This window comes from Cupriavidus sp. a3 (assembly GCF_051015765.1).
Taxonomy (GTDB): domain Bacteria; phylum Pseudomonadota; class Gammaproteobacteria; order Burkholderiales; family Burkholderiaceae; genus Cupriavidus; species Cupriavidus oxalaticus_A.
Window position 1 is genome coordinate 75819 of record NZ_CP170644.1, and the last position, 13329, is coordinate 89147.

A 13329-nucleotide genomic window follows, 5' to 3' on the forward strand; every position below is an offset into this window, starting at 1 on the left:
CTTACCGTTTGCGCCGCGCCGGGGTCTGCGCGGGCACAACGCCTGAAGCGGCCGCTTCCTTCGCCGCGGCTTCTTCCAGGAACTGCACCAGCAGCTGTGCCGCGGGCGACAGCAGCGAGAAGTCGCGGCAGCAGATCGCAAAGCGCCGCCGCGCCCAGTCGTTGCGCAGCGGGATCACGCGCAGGCCAAAGGCCGTGGCGACCAGTGTGGCGATCTCCGCCGGGATGATGACGATGCCGAGTTCCGCGCGCACGCAGCGCAGCGCGGCGTCGAAGGTGGACACCACCGCGCGATGCGCCATGCGGCGGCCCAGGATCGCGGCATAGCGCGTCAGCATGATCTGCACCGCGGTCTGTGCCGGCATGGCGATCTGGTCGTAGTCCAGCGTGTCTTCGAACAGGCAGGTATCCGCGCGCGCCAGCGGGTGCCCCGCGTGGACGACGGCGGCGAGGTGGTCGGTGCGGTAGGGGCGGGTCTGGAAGCCTTCCAGGTCGGCCGCGTCCCAGCAGATGCCCAGCGGCGCCGTGCCGTCGCGCAGCGCGCGCACCACTTCGCTGCTCAGGCTCTCCTCGATCGTCACGCGCACGTCGCGGTGCGCCGGCAACTGCATGAAGGCGGCGATGTCGTCCGGCAGCGATTCCGCCATGGTCGACACCGTGGCGAGCAGGCGCACCTGCCCGCGCACGCCGGAGCCGTAGTCAACCATGTCGCGCGTCACGCGGTCGGCCGCCGCCAGCATGGCGCGCGCATGACCCAGCACGATCTCGCCGGCGGGGGTGGGGATGACACCGCGGCGGCGGCGTTCCAGCAGCGTGGCGCCGACCGTCTCTTCCAATTGCGCCAGCCGCTTGCTGATGGCGGACGCAACGATGTGTTCCTGTTCGCCCGCGCGCGCCATGTTGCGGGTTTCGCAGACGGCGACGAACAGGCGCAGCGTGGTGAGGTCGAGGTCTCGCATGGCGGGGCAACTTGGTTTCCGGATTGGAATGCTACGCCGCCTGGAGGCGCAATGACATCGCATCCGGGAAATCCCGAAGCGTGACAGAGGGCACGTGATGACTTTCCGTTTCGGCATGTCTGGATGCGTAAACCATCGCTTCAGCTTGCCTGGAGAAACTCATAGAGTTATCCCGTCGCCCCCGCACGGACGCCTCACCAGTCCCCGAGAACCATGACCCTTTCCTTCCCCAGCCAGGCCGTGATCCGCGAAGTCGGTCTGCGCGACGGCCTGCAAAGCATCCGCACCATCCTGCCCACCGCCAGCAAGCTCGCCTGGATCCGCGGCGCCCACGCCGCCGGCCTGCGCGAACTGGAAGTCGGTTCGTTCGTCCCCGCGCGCCTGTTGCCGCAACTGGCCGATACCGCCGAACTGGTCGCGTTCGCGCGCACGCTGCCGGGTATGTTCACGTCAGTGCTGGTGCCCAACCTGCGCGGCGCGCAGGACGCGCTGGAGTCTGGCGCCGACCTGATGATCGTGCCGCTGTCGGCCAGCCACGCGCACAGCCTTGCCAACCTGCGCAAGACGCCCGATGAAGTCGTGGCCGAAGTGGCGCGCATCCGCGCCGCGCGCGATGCCAGCGGCGCGAAGACGCTGATCGAAGGCGGCGTCGGTACTGCGTTCGGCTGCACGCTGCAGGGTCATGTCGATGCCGATGAAGTGCTGCGGCTGATGCAGGCGCTGCTCGATGCCGGCGCCGACCGCGTCAGCCTGGCCGATACCGTCGGCTACGCCGATCCGGCCATGGTGCGCGAGCTGTTCGCGCGCGCCATCGCCATCGCCGGCGAGCGCTTCTGGTGCGGCCATTTCCACGACACGCGCGGGCTCGGCCTGGCCAATGTCTATGCCGCGCTCGAGGCCGGCGTGACCCGCTTCGACGCCTGCCTGGCCGGCATCGGCGGCTGCCCGCACGCGCCCGGCGCCAGCGGCAACGTTGCCACCGAAGACCTTGCCTACCTGCTCGGCAGCATGGGCATCGATACCGGCATCGACATCGGGCGCCTGCTGGCGCTGCGTGAAGACGTGGCCGGCTGGCTGCGCGACGAGACCCTGCACGGCACGCTGTGGCGCGCCGGCCTGCCCAAGACCTTCGCGGCCGAGCGCGTCGCGGCCACCGTTTGAGAACCAACATGCCCCAAGACAGCAACAGCAACGCCCTGCCGCTCGCCGGCGTGCGCGTGGTCGAATTCACGCACATGGTGATGGGCCCCACCTGCGGCATGATCCTGGCCGACCTCGGCGCCGAGGTGATCAAGGTCGAGCCGCCCGGCGGCGACAAGACGCGCAGCCTGCCGGGCCTGGGCATCGGCTTCTTCCGCGCCTTCAACCGCAACAAGAAAAGCGTGGTGCTCGACATCACCACCGACGAAGGCCGCGCCGCCGCCGCCGAGCTGGCGGGCCAGAGCGACATCCTGCTGGAGAACTTCCGTCCCGGCCTGATGCAGAAGCTGGGGCTGGACTACGCCACGCTGTCGCGCGACTACCCGCACCTGATCTACGTCTCGCACAAGGGCTTCCTGCCCGGCCCGTACGAGAACCGGCTGGCGCTCGATGAAGTCGTGCAGATGATGGGCGGCCTGTCCTACATGACCGGCCCGAGCGGCCGGCCGCTGCGCGCTGGCACCTCGGTCAACGACATCATGGGCGGCATGTTCGGCGCGATCGGCGTGCTCGCCGCGCTGCGCGAGCGCGACCGCACCGGCAAGGGGCAGGAGATCCAGAGCGCGCTATTCGAGAACTGCGTGTTCCTGGCCTCGCAGCACATGCAGCAATTCGCGATGACCGGCGAGCCGCCGCCGCCGATGCCGTCGCGCGTGTCGGCGTGGAGCGTGTATGACGTGTTCACGCTGGCGCAGCACGAGCAGCTTTTTATCGGCGCGGTCAGCGACAAGCAGTTCGTCACGCTGTGCCACGTCCTGGAGCATCCGGAACTGATCGACAAGCCGGAGTACGCCAGCAACACCGCGCGCGTGGCCGTGCGGGCGCAACTGCTGGAAGAACTGGGTGCGATCCTGCGCCACCATCGTTCCGCGGAACTCGCGCCGAAGCTCGAAGCGGCCGGCATTCCCTATGCGCCGATCGTGCGCCCCGACCAGTTGCTCGACGATCCGCACCTGCTCGCCAGCGGCGGACTGGTGCCGATGCAGGCCGACGACGGCTCGACCACGCCCACGGTGCTGCTGCCGTTGCTGATGGGCGGCCGCCGCCCCGGCGTGCGCAGCCCGCTGCCGAGGCCCGGCGAGCACAATGAAGAGATCCTGGCGCAGCTCGGCAAGGGCCGCGGCTGAACTGCGCCTGCCCGGCAGGCCGCGGCACAGCGGCGCCGGCATCGCCCGACGATAACGATACGGAGACAAATCCATGCAACGTCGCACCCTGCTCAAGTCCGTGCTGGCAATTTCCGCCACGCTCGCCGTTTCCCTCACCGTTCCTGGCTTAGAAGCGCTCGCACAGGGCGGAGCGGGCAAGCCCGTGCGCCTGATCCTGCCGATCAGCGCCGGCTCCGGCGTCGACACCATCGCTCGTGCCGCGGGCCCCGCGCTGGGCAAGGCATTCGGCCAGCCGGTGGTGATCGAGAACCTGCCTGGCGCGGGTGGCATCACTGGTGCCGCGGCCGTGGTCAAGGCGCAGCCCGACGGCAGCACGCTGGGGCTGGTATCGAACAACCACGTGATCAACCCCAGCGTGTTCCGCGCGATGCCGTTCGACGCAATCAAGGACATCACGCCGATCAGCGTGATCGGCACCACGCCGCTGGTGCTGGTGGTCAACCCCAGGGTGCCGGCGAAGAACGTAAAAGAGCTGGTGGCGCTGCTCAAGGCCAGGCCCGATGGCTACAACTACGCGTCGTCGGGCAACGGCACCATCATCCACCTGGCCGGCGAGATGTTCCTGGACGAGGCGGGCGTGACGGCACGCCATGTGCCGTACAAGGGCACCGGCCCGATGATCAACGACCTGCTCGCCGGGCAGGTGGAAATGGGCGTGGTCGCGCTCAATGCGGTGGCGCCGCACCTGAAGGCCGGCACGCTGCGCGCGATCGGCCTGTGCGGCGACAAGCGCACGGACGCCGCGCCGGACATTGCCACCATCGCCGAACAGGGTTTGCCGCGCTACAACGTCGCGGGCTGGTTCGCTGTCATCGGCCCGGCCGGCATGCCGGCGCCGGAAGTCAGGCGCGTGCACGATGCCTTTGCCAGGGCCTTCACGTCGCCCGAAGTGCTGGAAGCGATGAAGAAGCAGGGCACGGTGGTCGAGCCCGGCACGCCCGAAGCCGCTGCAGCGTTCTTCCGCAGCGAAGCCGCGCGCTACGCCGCGCTGGTGAAGAAGGCCAACGTCAAGGTCGAATAGGCCGGCGACCACACACGCGGCACATAAACCGGCAAGCGCCTAGAATGTCCTGATCCCGCCATGCAGGAGCACGAAGATGCCAGGCAAGCCCGTCAAGATACCCGGCCCCGACCATCCCATCACTATCACGCCGACACAAGGACGAGTGGTGGTGAAGGTGGCGGGCCGTATTGTCGCCGACAGCACCGCGGCGCTGACGCTCCAGGAAGCCAGCTACGCGCCGGTGCAGTACATCCCGCGCGCCGATGTCGACATGGCGCAGCTCGCACGCAGCGATCACGCCACCTACTGCCCCTACAAGGGCGACTGCAGCTACTTCTCCGTCCCCGCCGCCGGCGAGCGCGGGCGCAATGCGGTATGGAGCTACGAGACGCCTTACGACGCGGTCGCCGCGATTGCGTCGCACGTGGCCTTCTACCCGGATCGCGTCGACAGCATCGATATCGGCGGCATCGGCGATTGAATGTGCCGGCGCAGTCAGGGAGACAGCGCCGCGTCGACCATGGCCACGGCCAGTCCCGTCAGCAACGCCAGAGCGGAAGCGATAAACCACCGTACGGTCTTGCGATATTCCTCCACCGCATCGTCCTCGATGCGCAGCGCGCGGAACAGCGCCACGATCTGCAGCGAGACTGCCGCCAGCAGCGAGATCGCGGCGAACACCGCGCGCACGTTCCAGTGGCCCGGGCTTTCGAAGCCCCAGAAGCGCCAGAACGCCAATGAAAAGCCCAGCAGCACCGTGATGGCGGTGATGATGCCCTGGCGGTAGCCGCTGGGCACCAGCGGTGGTACGGGCCTTGGTGGCGTAGCGGGTTCGGTGGGCGGTTCCATCGGGCGCCTCAGCCGCGGCCTTCGGGCAGTTGCACCGCGGCGAGGGTGGCGTCGTCAGTACCGATAACCCTGCTGACGTGCCCCTTGCCCGTGGTGTCTTCCAGCAGCAGCGCACTGCCCGCGGCAAGCGGCCGGCGCTCGCCATCGCTGGCTTCGAACTCCATCGCACCGGCCAGCACGAAGATCCACATGCGTATCGGCGACGGGTGCAGCGTGCCGACCCAGCCGGCCGGCACCAGCAGGAACCCCTGTCGCGCCGCATCGGCCAGCGGCGATACCCAGAAGGCCCGCGCGGGCGGGGCAAACAGGCTCTCCGTGATGGCCACGGAAACCGGGCCGAAGTGGGATTCGCCGTCGGCATCGGCATAGAGACGCTCGAAGGCCAGCGGCGGACGCTGGGTTGTGACGGTTTCGGCAGTGGCAGCCATGGCATCCCCTGCGGCGCATTGCAAGTGCGGGTTGTTATCCACGCAGTCTAGGCTGCCATGCGGCGAGTGCAATACCAGGCCGGCGGACCGGGTGCTTCAATCAACCCTTGCTGAAGATGCTGTAGAAGTCGGGCGCGCCGCTGTCGGGCATGCTCAGGTCGAGCGAGCCTTCGATGTGCTCGAGGTGCTCGGCCATCAGTGCGCTGGCACGCGCGGCATCGCGCTGCTCGATGGCATCGATCAGCTGGCGGTGCTCGTGCTCGGCGCATGCGGGTGCGCCGGGGCGGTCGTACAGCGTGATGATCAGGCAGGTGAGCGAAACCATCTCGCGGATCAGTTTTTCCAGGATCGCATTGCCGGCCATCTCGGCCAGCAGGATATGGAATTCGCCGGACAGCCGGATCATCGCGGCGCGGTCGCCGCGGGCGCGAGCGTTGTCCTCTTCCATGGCATGACGGCGCAGGCTGCGGACCTTGGCCGGCGTGGCGCCCAGCGCCAGCTCGGCGGCCAGCGCGGGCTCGACCACGCGGCGGGCCTGAAAGACCTCGCGCGCCTCGTCGACGGTGGGGCTCGACACGAAGGCGCCGCGGTTGGGCACCAGCGTCACCAGCTTTTCATGCGCGAGGCGGGCGAACACCTGCCGGATGCGGGCGCGGCTGGCGCCGGTGACTTCGCACAGGCGTTCTTCGACCAGCTTGGTGCCGGCCAGGAGGCGATGCTCCATGATCGCCGTCAGCAGGCCAAGGTAGATGGCCTCGGTGGCGGAGGCCTCGCCGGCGGCGGACTCGTTGCCGGCCGGTTCCTCCGGGGTGGCTGGCGGGACGGGCCTGGGTGCGGCTTTCGGTGCCGCTTTGGATGCGGGCCGGCGCGGCGCTTTTGCCGCGGCGCCGGGCGCCGCGTTCTTCGATGTGGTTGCCATATCAGGGTACGGACAGTCGGGCTGTCGCCGGAAGTGGCGACGAAACACGGCTATATCGTACACAAATATGGCGACGCGGACGTTCCTGGTCAGGCCGTCGCGGCTTCCTTCACCGGGTTGGCAACGGCAGCGCCAGCCGTCGCGGGGCGGAACGGATGCGCCTGCGCCCAGTGCCGCGCGATGTCGACACGGCGGCAGATCCACACCTTGTCATGGCCCTGCACATAGTCGAGGAAGCGCTGCAGCGCGCGGAAGCGGCCGGGGCGGCCGAGCAGCCGGCAGTGCATGCCGATCGACAGCATCTTGGGGCTGTCCTGTCCTGCGGGATCGCCTTCCTCGTAGAGGACGTCGAACGAATCCTTCAGGTACTGGAAGAACTGCTCGCCGGTGTTGAAACCTTGCGGCGTGGCAAAGCGCATGTCGTTCGAGTCCAGCGTGTACGGCACCACCAGGTGCGGCTTCTTCTCGCCGCCGGTGACTTCCACCTCGGTCCAGAAGGGCAGGTCGTCGCCGTAGTAGTCGGAGTCGTACAGCAAGCCGCCGTGCTCGACCACCAGCCGGCGCGTGTTGGGGCTGTCGCGCCCGGTGTACCAGCCAAGCGGCAGTTCGCCGGTCAGCTCCTTGATGATCTGCATGCCGATGCGCATGTGCTCGCGCTCGGTGGCCTCGTCGATGTTCTGGTAGTGGATCCAGCGCCAGCCGTGGCAGGCGATCTCGTGGCCCAGCTCGACGAACGCTCGCGTCAGCTCCGGATGGCGCTGCAGCGCCATCGACACCCCGAAGATGGTCAGCGGCAGGCCGCGCTTCTCGAACTCTCGCAGGATGCGCCAGACGCCCGCGCGCGAGCCGTATTCATAGATGCCCTCCATGCTCATGTGGCGGTCGGGATAGGCTGCGGCGCCGACGATCTCGGAGAGGAACTGCTCGGAGGCGGCGTCGCCGTGCAGCACGCAGTTCTCGCCGCCTTCTTCGTAGTTGAGGACGAACTGCACGGCGATGCGCGCGCCGCCCGGCCAGCGCGCGTGGGGAGGCTGGGCACCGTAGCCGGTCAGGTCGCGGGGATAACGTGTCTGGAGCATGTTGCGCGATAAGGTAAGAGGTTCTGGAAACATCAGTTCAGCGCATACGGCGCCAGCATGCCGGCATACGCCTTGGGCAGCGGCCGCGCCCAGTCGCCGCGCTTGCTGGTGGCCAGCCGCACCGAGACCATCGCCTCGGCCAGCTTGACCGCGCACGTCACGCCGTCGATCACCGGCGCGCCGATGGCGTCGGCGATCTCGTCGCACAGGTCGGTCATGCCGGCGCAGCCGAGCACGATGCATTCGCTGCGGTCTTCCACCAGCGCGCGGCGGCAGGCCTCGGTGATGATGCGGCGCGCGTCCGAGCCGGGGCGCTCCAGGTCGAGCACCGGCAGGTCGCAGGCGCGCACGTTGCTGCAGAAGCGCTTCATGCCATAGCGCTCGGCCAGGTGCCAGGCGATATTGCAGGTGCGCGCCAGCGTGGTCACCACGCTGAAGCTGCTGCCGACCATGCTGGCCATGTGCATCGCCGCCTCGGCGATGCCGATCACCGGGCCGCGCGCCACCTCGCGCGCCGCGTACAGGCCGGGGTCGCCGAAGCAGGCGATGACGTAGCCGTCCACGCCTTCCTGTTCGCCGGCAAGGATCTCGTCGAGGATGCCGGGCACCGACAGCGCCTCGTCATAGTGGCTCTCGATCGAGGCCGGGCCCATGCGCGGGCTGACCGCGCTGATGCGCGTGCCCTGCTCGGCCACGGCGCGGGCGCACTGGCCGATCTTCTCGGTCATGCTTTCGGTGGTATTGGGGTTGATGATCTTCAGCTTCATGGGACGCGGCTCTGGGATGGATGCTGTCGAAGGAGTGATGTCGTTTCAAGCCTGGCTGGAGGCAGCGGCGGGCGCGGCCAGGTGGCCCGGCATCATGCGCGGTGCCAGCTGGCGGTACAGCACCAGCGCGATGCCCATGCCGATGAACCAGCTGTAGTTGGCCGCAGCCTGCCAGGCCGGCACCACCACGCACAGGATCGGGATGATGGCCGCGGGGATCATGGTGGCCACCGCCGCCGGGTTGAAGCCGTTGCGGTACCAGTAGCGGCCGCGCGGGTTCAGCGTGTACAGGTCATCGACTTCCACGTGCTGGCGCCGCACCAGGTAGTAGTCGGCGATCAGGATGCCGAACAGCGGGCCGATGAAGGCGCCCAGCACATCCAGCGTGTAGTGGATCACGGCCGGATTGTTGTACAGGTTCCAGGGCGTGATGAAGATCGAGGCCACCGCGGCAATCATGCCGCCCGTGCGCCAGCTGATGTGCTTGGGCGACACATTGGAGAAATCGAACGCCGGCGATACGAAGTTGGCGACGATGTTGATGCCGATGGTCGCGGTCATGAAGGTGAAGGCGCCCAGCAGCATGGCGAAGGTGCTGTCGATATGGCTCACCGTCTCAACCGGGTCGGTGATCAGCTTGCCGAACACCGGCAGCGTAGCCGAGGTGGTGATCACGGTCAGCAGCGAGAAGCCCAGGAAGTTGACCGGCAGGCCCCAGAAGTTGCCGCGCTTGACCGACTTGAAATCCTTGGCATAGCGCGAGAAGTCGCCGAAGTTCAGCATCGGGCCGGAGAAATACGACACCACCAGTGCGATCGCGCTCAGCATCACCGGCACCGCTTCCCAGCCGGTGTACTTGACGAAGCTCAGCGTGAAGTTGACGTTTTCCCAGCCGGCCTTGTTCACCAGCCAGATCGCCAGCGCGATCATTACCACGTACACCGCCGGGCCGGCCCAGTCGATGAACTTGCGGATGGTCTCCATGCCGGTCCAGAAGACCAGCGCCTGCAGCACCCACAGCACCATGAACGCAGCCCAGCCCAGCGTCGACAGCCCGGCGAGGCCGTGCAGCTTGACGTCGGCATATGGCGCCAGCGATGGGAAGAAGTGCAGCGCCAGCACCAGGAAGGCGCTGGACGCAAGGTAGGTCTGGATGCCGTACCACGCCACCGCGATCAGTCCGCGGATGATGGCCGGGATATTCGCGCCGAGCACGCCGAACGAGGCCCGGCAGATCACCGGGTAGGGCGTACCGGTCACCTGGCTGGGCTTGGCCACCAGGTTGCAGAAAAACTGCACGATCACGATCCCGACCAGCAGCGATACCAGCACCTGCCAGCTGGTCAGCCCAAGCGCGAACAGGCTGCCGGCGGTGATGTAGCCGCCCACGCTGTGCACGTCGGACATCCAGAAGGCAAAGATGTTGTAGGTGCCCCAGGTCTGCTTGCGCAGCGGCGCCAGGTCCTCGTTGGTCAGCCGCTCGTCGTAGGTGGGCTTGATCAGGGCATTGCCGTGTGCGGCATGCCCCGCCTGCTGCGCGCCGGCGGTCGCATCTGGCGTTACGGTCGTTTGCATCATCTGAGTCTCCTGGCAGATGGTTGTCTTGACGATAGGCGAACGTGCGGCCGTCTGGCTCTTTTGTGCGCCATGGGATTGCTTGCTGGGATGTCTACTAAATTGTCTACAAAATCTGTTTGGTGTGTAGACGATGTTGTAGATCACGGTTTGGTGATTGTCAACATTCGTTTTCCCGAAAGAACGAGGCGGGTAGACATGCTGGCGGGTAGGCAGAGGGAAGCTGCAATATGCGGAACCGGGCACATGAATGCCGTCCCGGCGAGGGGCGCCTTGCCGCAGATAAAAGACACGTGGCAGGGGAAAGCCGCGGCCGCCCTATTGGATCGGGCGCAGTGCATGGCAAGGCAAGATCCCGACCCGATCACCTGCGCGCCGTTGAACCTGGCGGCCAGTTGCGGCAGCACGGCATCTAGCCAGCCTCGGGCAATGGCAGTTTGTCGTTGGCGAAGTGCCCAGGCTGGCCGTGCACTACCGCTACCGGTTATCCGTCCCCAAGGTTCAGAAGGACGAGGCGAAGGGTACGGTGACGAGGCTGGACAGCGCCTTGCATGCGGCCATGACGAGAGCGCTTGCTCAAGTGAGCAGTGAAGTCGCTCGTGATGTAGGCCCTCAGGACAAGCCCTTGTGCCCCGTCCCCGACACGGTCAAGGACGACGACCGCGATGCCTACTACAGCTACGGCGCGGGCCACTACGCCTATGAAATCGTGAGGGATATGCCAGTCTGGGTTGGCCGCCAATGCTTTATCGGGCGCCTGATCGACTGGTTCGGCGGCTATTCACGCAAGGATGGTCTGTTCGCGCAACTCTGGGTGCGCAACCTGAAGGGCGATGCTGAGCAGACGTATGCGTCCACGGCTTGCGCACCGCCATCGCAGGCGGGATCAAGATATCGGTAGGCAAGGTCGAAGGCGACAACGGCATGTAGCCTGCCTCGCGGCCGCCCAACAAGTAGTTGCTCGTCCACTTCGTTATTGTCCGCAGGAGCCTGCCATGTCCGCCTCGACTTTCGTTCGTGCCCGGATCGATCAGCAAATCAAGGAAGAGGCCGCGGCCGTGCTGGAAGCAATGGGTTTGACCGTTTCCGACGCCGTCCGCATGCTGTTGACCCGCATCGCGCTGGAGCAGGCTTTGCCTTCGGGGCTGATAACTCCGAACCCTGCAACCATTGCCGCGCTGAAAGAAGCGCGGGCCGGCGGCCTGCGCAAATTCGGGTCCGTGGCGGCGTTGATGGCGGATCTCAACGATGAGGATGAATGAACTGACGAGCCAGTTCAGACGAGACTACAAACGCGAATTGAAAGGCCCATACCGGTCGGCGTTGCAGGGCCAGAAAAACGAACTTTCCGCCACCATCGAATTGCTGGCGCGCGACGAGGCCTTGCCTGCACGATGCCGCGACCACGGCCTGGTCGGCGCGCCGCGCGCCTGCCTCAAGCATAGCGTGCGGCCGCCCGGGGACGGGCGGCACAGTGCCATCCGCGGGACTGGCCCCTATTCTCCCGGAACCGGAACCGGAACCGGAACCGGAACCGGAACCGGAACCGGAACCGCGGCGCGCGTAGCCACGCCATTGGCGCCGGCCGGCAGCGCGGGGAATTCCATCTCGGCATAGCGCACGAAGCGGGTCTTGCGCACGATGCGGTAGCCCGCCCAGATCGCGAGGAAGATCGGGATGCCGATATAGGTGGCGGCCACGCCGACCCAGTCGATCCTGCCGCTGGTGAAGGCCTGGTAGTTCTGGCCCAGCGTGACGATCAGGCACAGTGCGAAGGCGAAGATCGGTCCGTAGGGAAAGAATGGCGAACGGTAGGGCAGGCGCGACAGGTCATGGCCCTGCGCGACGAAGCCCTTGCGGAAGCGGTAGTGGCTGACCGCGATGCCCAGCCACGCGATGAAGCCGGTCATGCCCGACAGGTTAAGCAGCCACAGGTACACGGACTTGCTTTCGAACAGCGAGGTGAGGAAGCACAGCGCGCCCACCGCGGTGGTCGCCAGCAGCGCCAGCAGCGGCACGCCGTTGCGCGTCAGCCGCGCGAAGATGCGCGGCGCGCGCCCCTCGGTGGCGAGGTTGTACAGCATCCGGGTCGAGGCGTACATGCCGGAATTGCCGGCCGACAGCACCGCGGTCAGGATCACTGCATTCATCACGCCGGCGGCAAAGGCCAGGCCGGCATGGCGGAACACCAGCGTGAACGGGCTCACGCCCACGGTCTGCACGTCGCTCTTGAGCAGGCTGGGGTCGGTGTAGGGGATCAGGATGCCGATGATCAGGATCGCCAGCACATAGAACAGCAGGATGCGCCAGAACACCTGCCGCACCGCGCGCGGGATGTTCTTCGCCGGGTCCGCCGATTCGCCGGCGGCCACGCCGATCAGCTCGGTGCCCTGGAACGAGAAGCCGGCGATCATGGCCACGCCGATCAGCGCCGGCAGCCCGCCGACGAAGGGCGCATCGCCAAGGGTCAGGTTGGCCAGGCCGTTCGCCGCCGGCATGTCGCCGCGCAGGATGCCGAAGATCATCAGCGTGCCGATGCCGATGAAGGCGATCACCGTCACCACCTTGACCAGCGCGCACCAGTACTCGGCCTCGCCGAAGCCGCGCACCGAGATGGCATTGAGCGCGAACATCAGGCCGAGGAACAGCGCGCTCCACAGCACGCCTGGCGTGTCGGGGAACCAGTACAGCATCACCAGCTGCGCCGCGGCCAGTTCCACCGCGATGGTCACCGCCCAGTTGTACCAGTAGTTCCAGCCCAGCGCGAAGCCGAAGCCTTCGTCGACATAGCGCGCGCCGTAGGTGGCGAACGATCCCGATACCGGCATGTACGCGGCCAGTTCGCCCAGGCTGGTCATCAGGAAATACACCATCGCGCCGATCAGGATGTAGGCGGCCAGTGCGCCGCCGGGCCCGGCCTGCGCGATGGTGGCGCCCGACGCCACGAACAGCCCGGTGCCGATCGAGCCGCCGATGGCGATCATGGTGAGATGGCGGGCGCGCAGCGTGCGGCGCAGCGTTGGCGCTGGCGCGCCGGAAATGGAAGGTTGGCTGGACATCGGGACTTGGGTCGGGACGCGCAAAAGCGCGCAACTATGCCGGGGATCGGCCGCGGAGGCAACGCGGCTGGAGGTTCCGCCGGGGCGGCCTACCGGCCGGTATATACAACTGGCTACGCGGCGGGATCATAAGAGAAAATACAGTGCAGGAAAAGCCGCAAACTTGACGCCACCCAACGCAAGTCATGCCGCAGCGCACAAGCCATGTAGGACAACGACCCCGCCTGGAAAGGAATGGCACCGCTGCCGTCACCTGTTGCCGCGGTGTATTGTCGTGATAGCGGGGTCTGGCACGCCACATGCGGTCTGTATGGAGTTGACTG

The 13329-nt window shown here is 66.9% G+C and carries 14 protein-coding genes and 1 pseudogene; 7 read left to right on the plus strand and 8 right to left on the minus strand.

All coding sequences use genetic code 11. The features are described 5' to 3' along the window. Position 1: 1 nt before the first annotated feature. On the minus strand, positions 2-958 hold the full coding sequence (locus ACAD63_RS22250) for a LysR family transcriptional regulator (RefSeq protein ID WP_434034350.1): 957 nt from the start codon (positions 956-958) through the stop codon (positions 2-4). A gap of 213 nt (positions 959-1171) precedes the next feature. Here ACAD63_RS22250 and ACAD63_RS22255 point away from each other — a divergent pair, with 213 nt between their 5' ends. The 4 genes from ACAD63_RS22255 to ACAD63_RS22270 all read left to right on the plus strand — a co-directional run bounded on the left by ACAD63_RS22255 (position 1172) and on the right by ACAD63_RS22270 (position 4811). Beyond that, on the plus strand, positions 1172-2119 hold the full coding sequence (locus ACAD63_RS22255) for a hydroxymethylglutaryl-CoA lyase (RefSeq protein ID WP_434034351.1): 948 nt from the start codon (positions 1172-1174) through the stop codon (positions 2117-2119). Positions 2120-2127: 8 nt separating this feature from the next. Beyond that, complete coding sequence (locus tag ACAD63_RS22260) at positions 2128-3285, plus strand: CaiB/BaiF CoA transferase family protein (RefSeq protein WP_434034352.1); 1158 nt, start codon at positions 2128-2130, stop codon at positions 3283-3285. 73 nt (positions 3286-3358) lie between these two features. Further along, complete coding sequence (locus ACAD63_RS22265; RefSeq protein ID WP_135703307.1) at positions 3359-4348, plus strand: Bug family tripartite tricarboxylate transporter substrate binding protein; 990 nt, start codon at positions 3359-3361, stop codon at positions 4346-4348. 76 nt (positions 4349-4424) lie between these two features. After that, positions 4425-4811: a DUF427 domain-containing protein gene (locus tag ACAD63_RS22270; RefSeq protein WP_195430297.1), complete on the plus strand. Its 387-nt coding sequence runs from the start codon at positions 4425-4427 to the stop codon at positions 4809-4811. Positions 4812-4825: 14 nt separating this feature from the next. Here the strand turns inward: ACAD63_RS22270 and ACAD63_RS22275 are convergent, their stop codons facing one another. From ACAD63_RS22275 to ACAD63_RS22300, 6 genes are all read right to left on the minus strand, one after another. Continuing rightward, entirely contained in the window at positions 4826-5179 is a 354-nt protein-coding gene (locus ACAD63_RS22275) for a hypothetical protein (protein WP_434034353.1), read from the minus strand. A gap of 8 nt (positions 5180-5187) precedes the next feature. Next, entirely contained in the window at positions 5188-5607 is a 420-nt protein-coding gene (locus ACAD63_RS22280) for a cupin domain-containing protein (RefSeq protein ID WP_434034354.1), read from the minus strand. Positions 5608-5707: 100 nt separating this feature from the next. Further along, positions 5708-6526 carry a GntR family transcriptional regulator gene (locus ACAD63_RS22285; RefSeq protein ID WP_135703303.1) on the minus strand — a complete coding sequence of 273 codons (819 nt, stop codon included), beginning with the start codon at positions 6524-6526 and terminating at the stop codon, positions 5708-5710. Positions 6527-6615: 89 nt separating this feature from the next. Continuing rightward, positions 6616-7605 carry an allantoinase PuuE gene (gene puuE, locus ACAD63_RS22290; RefSeq protein ID WP_135703302.1) on the minus strand — a complete coding sequence of 330 codons (990 nt, stop codon included), beginning with the start codon at positions 7603-7605 and terminating at the stop codon, positions 6616-6618. Positions 7606-7637: 32 nt separating this feature from the next. Beyond that, the gene (locus ACAD63_RS22295; protein WP_029045211.1) at positions 7638-8372 is read right to left on the minus strand and encodes an aspartate/glutamate racemase family protein; all 735 of its coding nucleotides are present in this window, start codon (positions 8370-8372) and stop codon (positions 7638-7640) included. A gap of 45 nt (positions 8373-8417) precedes the next feature. Further along, the gene (locus ACAD63_RS22300) at positions 8418-9950 is read right to left on the minus strand and encodes an NCS1 family nucleobase:cation symporter-1 (RefSeq protein ID WP_135703301.1); all 1533 of its coding nucleotides are present in this window, start codon (positions 9948-9950) and stop codon (positions 8418-8420) included. Positions 9951-10572: 622 nt separating this feature from the next. On the opposite strand from ACAD63_RS22300, the gene ACAD63_RS22305 reads away from it, so the two are divergent. The 3 genes and pseudogenes from ACAD63_RS22305 to ACAD63_RS22315 all read left to right on the plus strand — a co-directional run. After that, positions 10573-10848: a hypothetical protein gene (locus ACAD63_RS22305; protein WP_434034355.1), complete on the plus strand. Its 276-nt coding sequence runs from the start codon at positions 10573-10575 to the stop codon at positions 10846-10848. Between the two features lie 94 nt (positions 10849-10942). Beyond that, positions 10943-11209 carry a type II toxin-antitoxin system RelB/DinJ family antitoxin gene (locus tag ACAD63_RS22310; RefSeq protein WP_133095676.1) on the plus strand — a complete coding sequence of 89 codons (267 nt, stop codon included), beginning with the start codon at positions 10943-10945 and terminating at the stop codon, positions 11207-11209. Next, positions 11202-11360: pseudogene (locus tag ACAD63_RS22315) on the plus strand (type II toxin-antitoxin system YafQ family toxin); the annotation flags it as partial. The gene ACAD63_RS22310 and the pseudogene ACAD63_RS22315, both read left to right, overlap by 8 nt. Positions 11361-11443: 83 nt before the next feature. Here ACAD63_RS22315 and ACAD63_RS22320 read toward each other — a convergent pair. After that, positions 11444-13006 (minus strand): amino acid permease, encoded by a 1563-nt coding sequence (locus tag ACAD63_RS22320; protein WP_434034356.1) that lies wholly within the window; start codon positions 13004-13006, stop codon positions 11444-11446. Between the last annotated feature and the right edge of the window lie 323 nt (positions 13007-13329).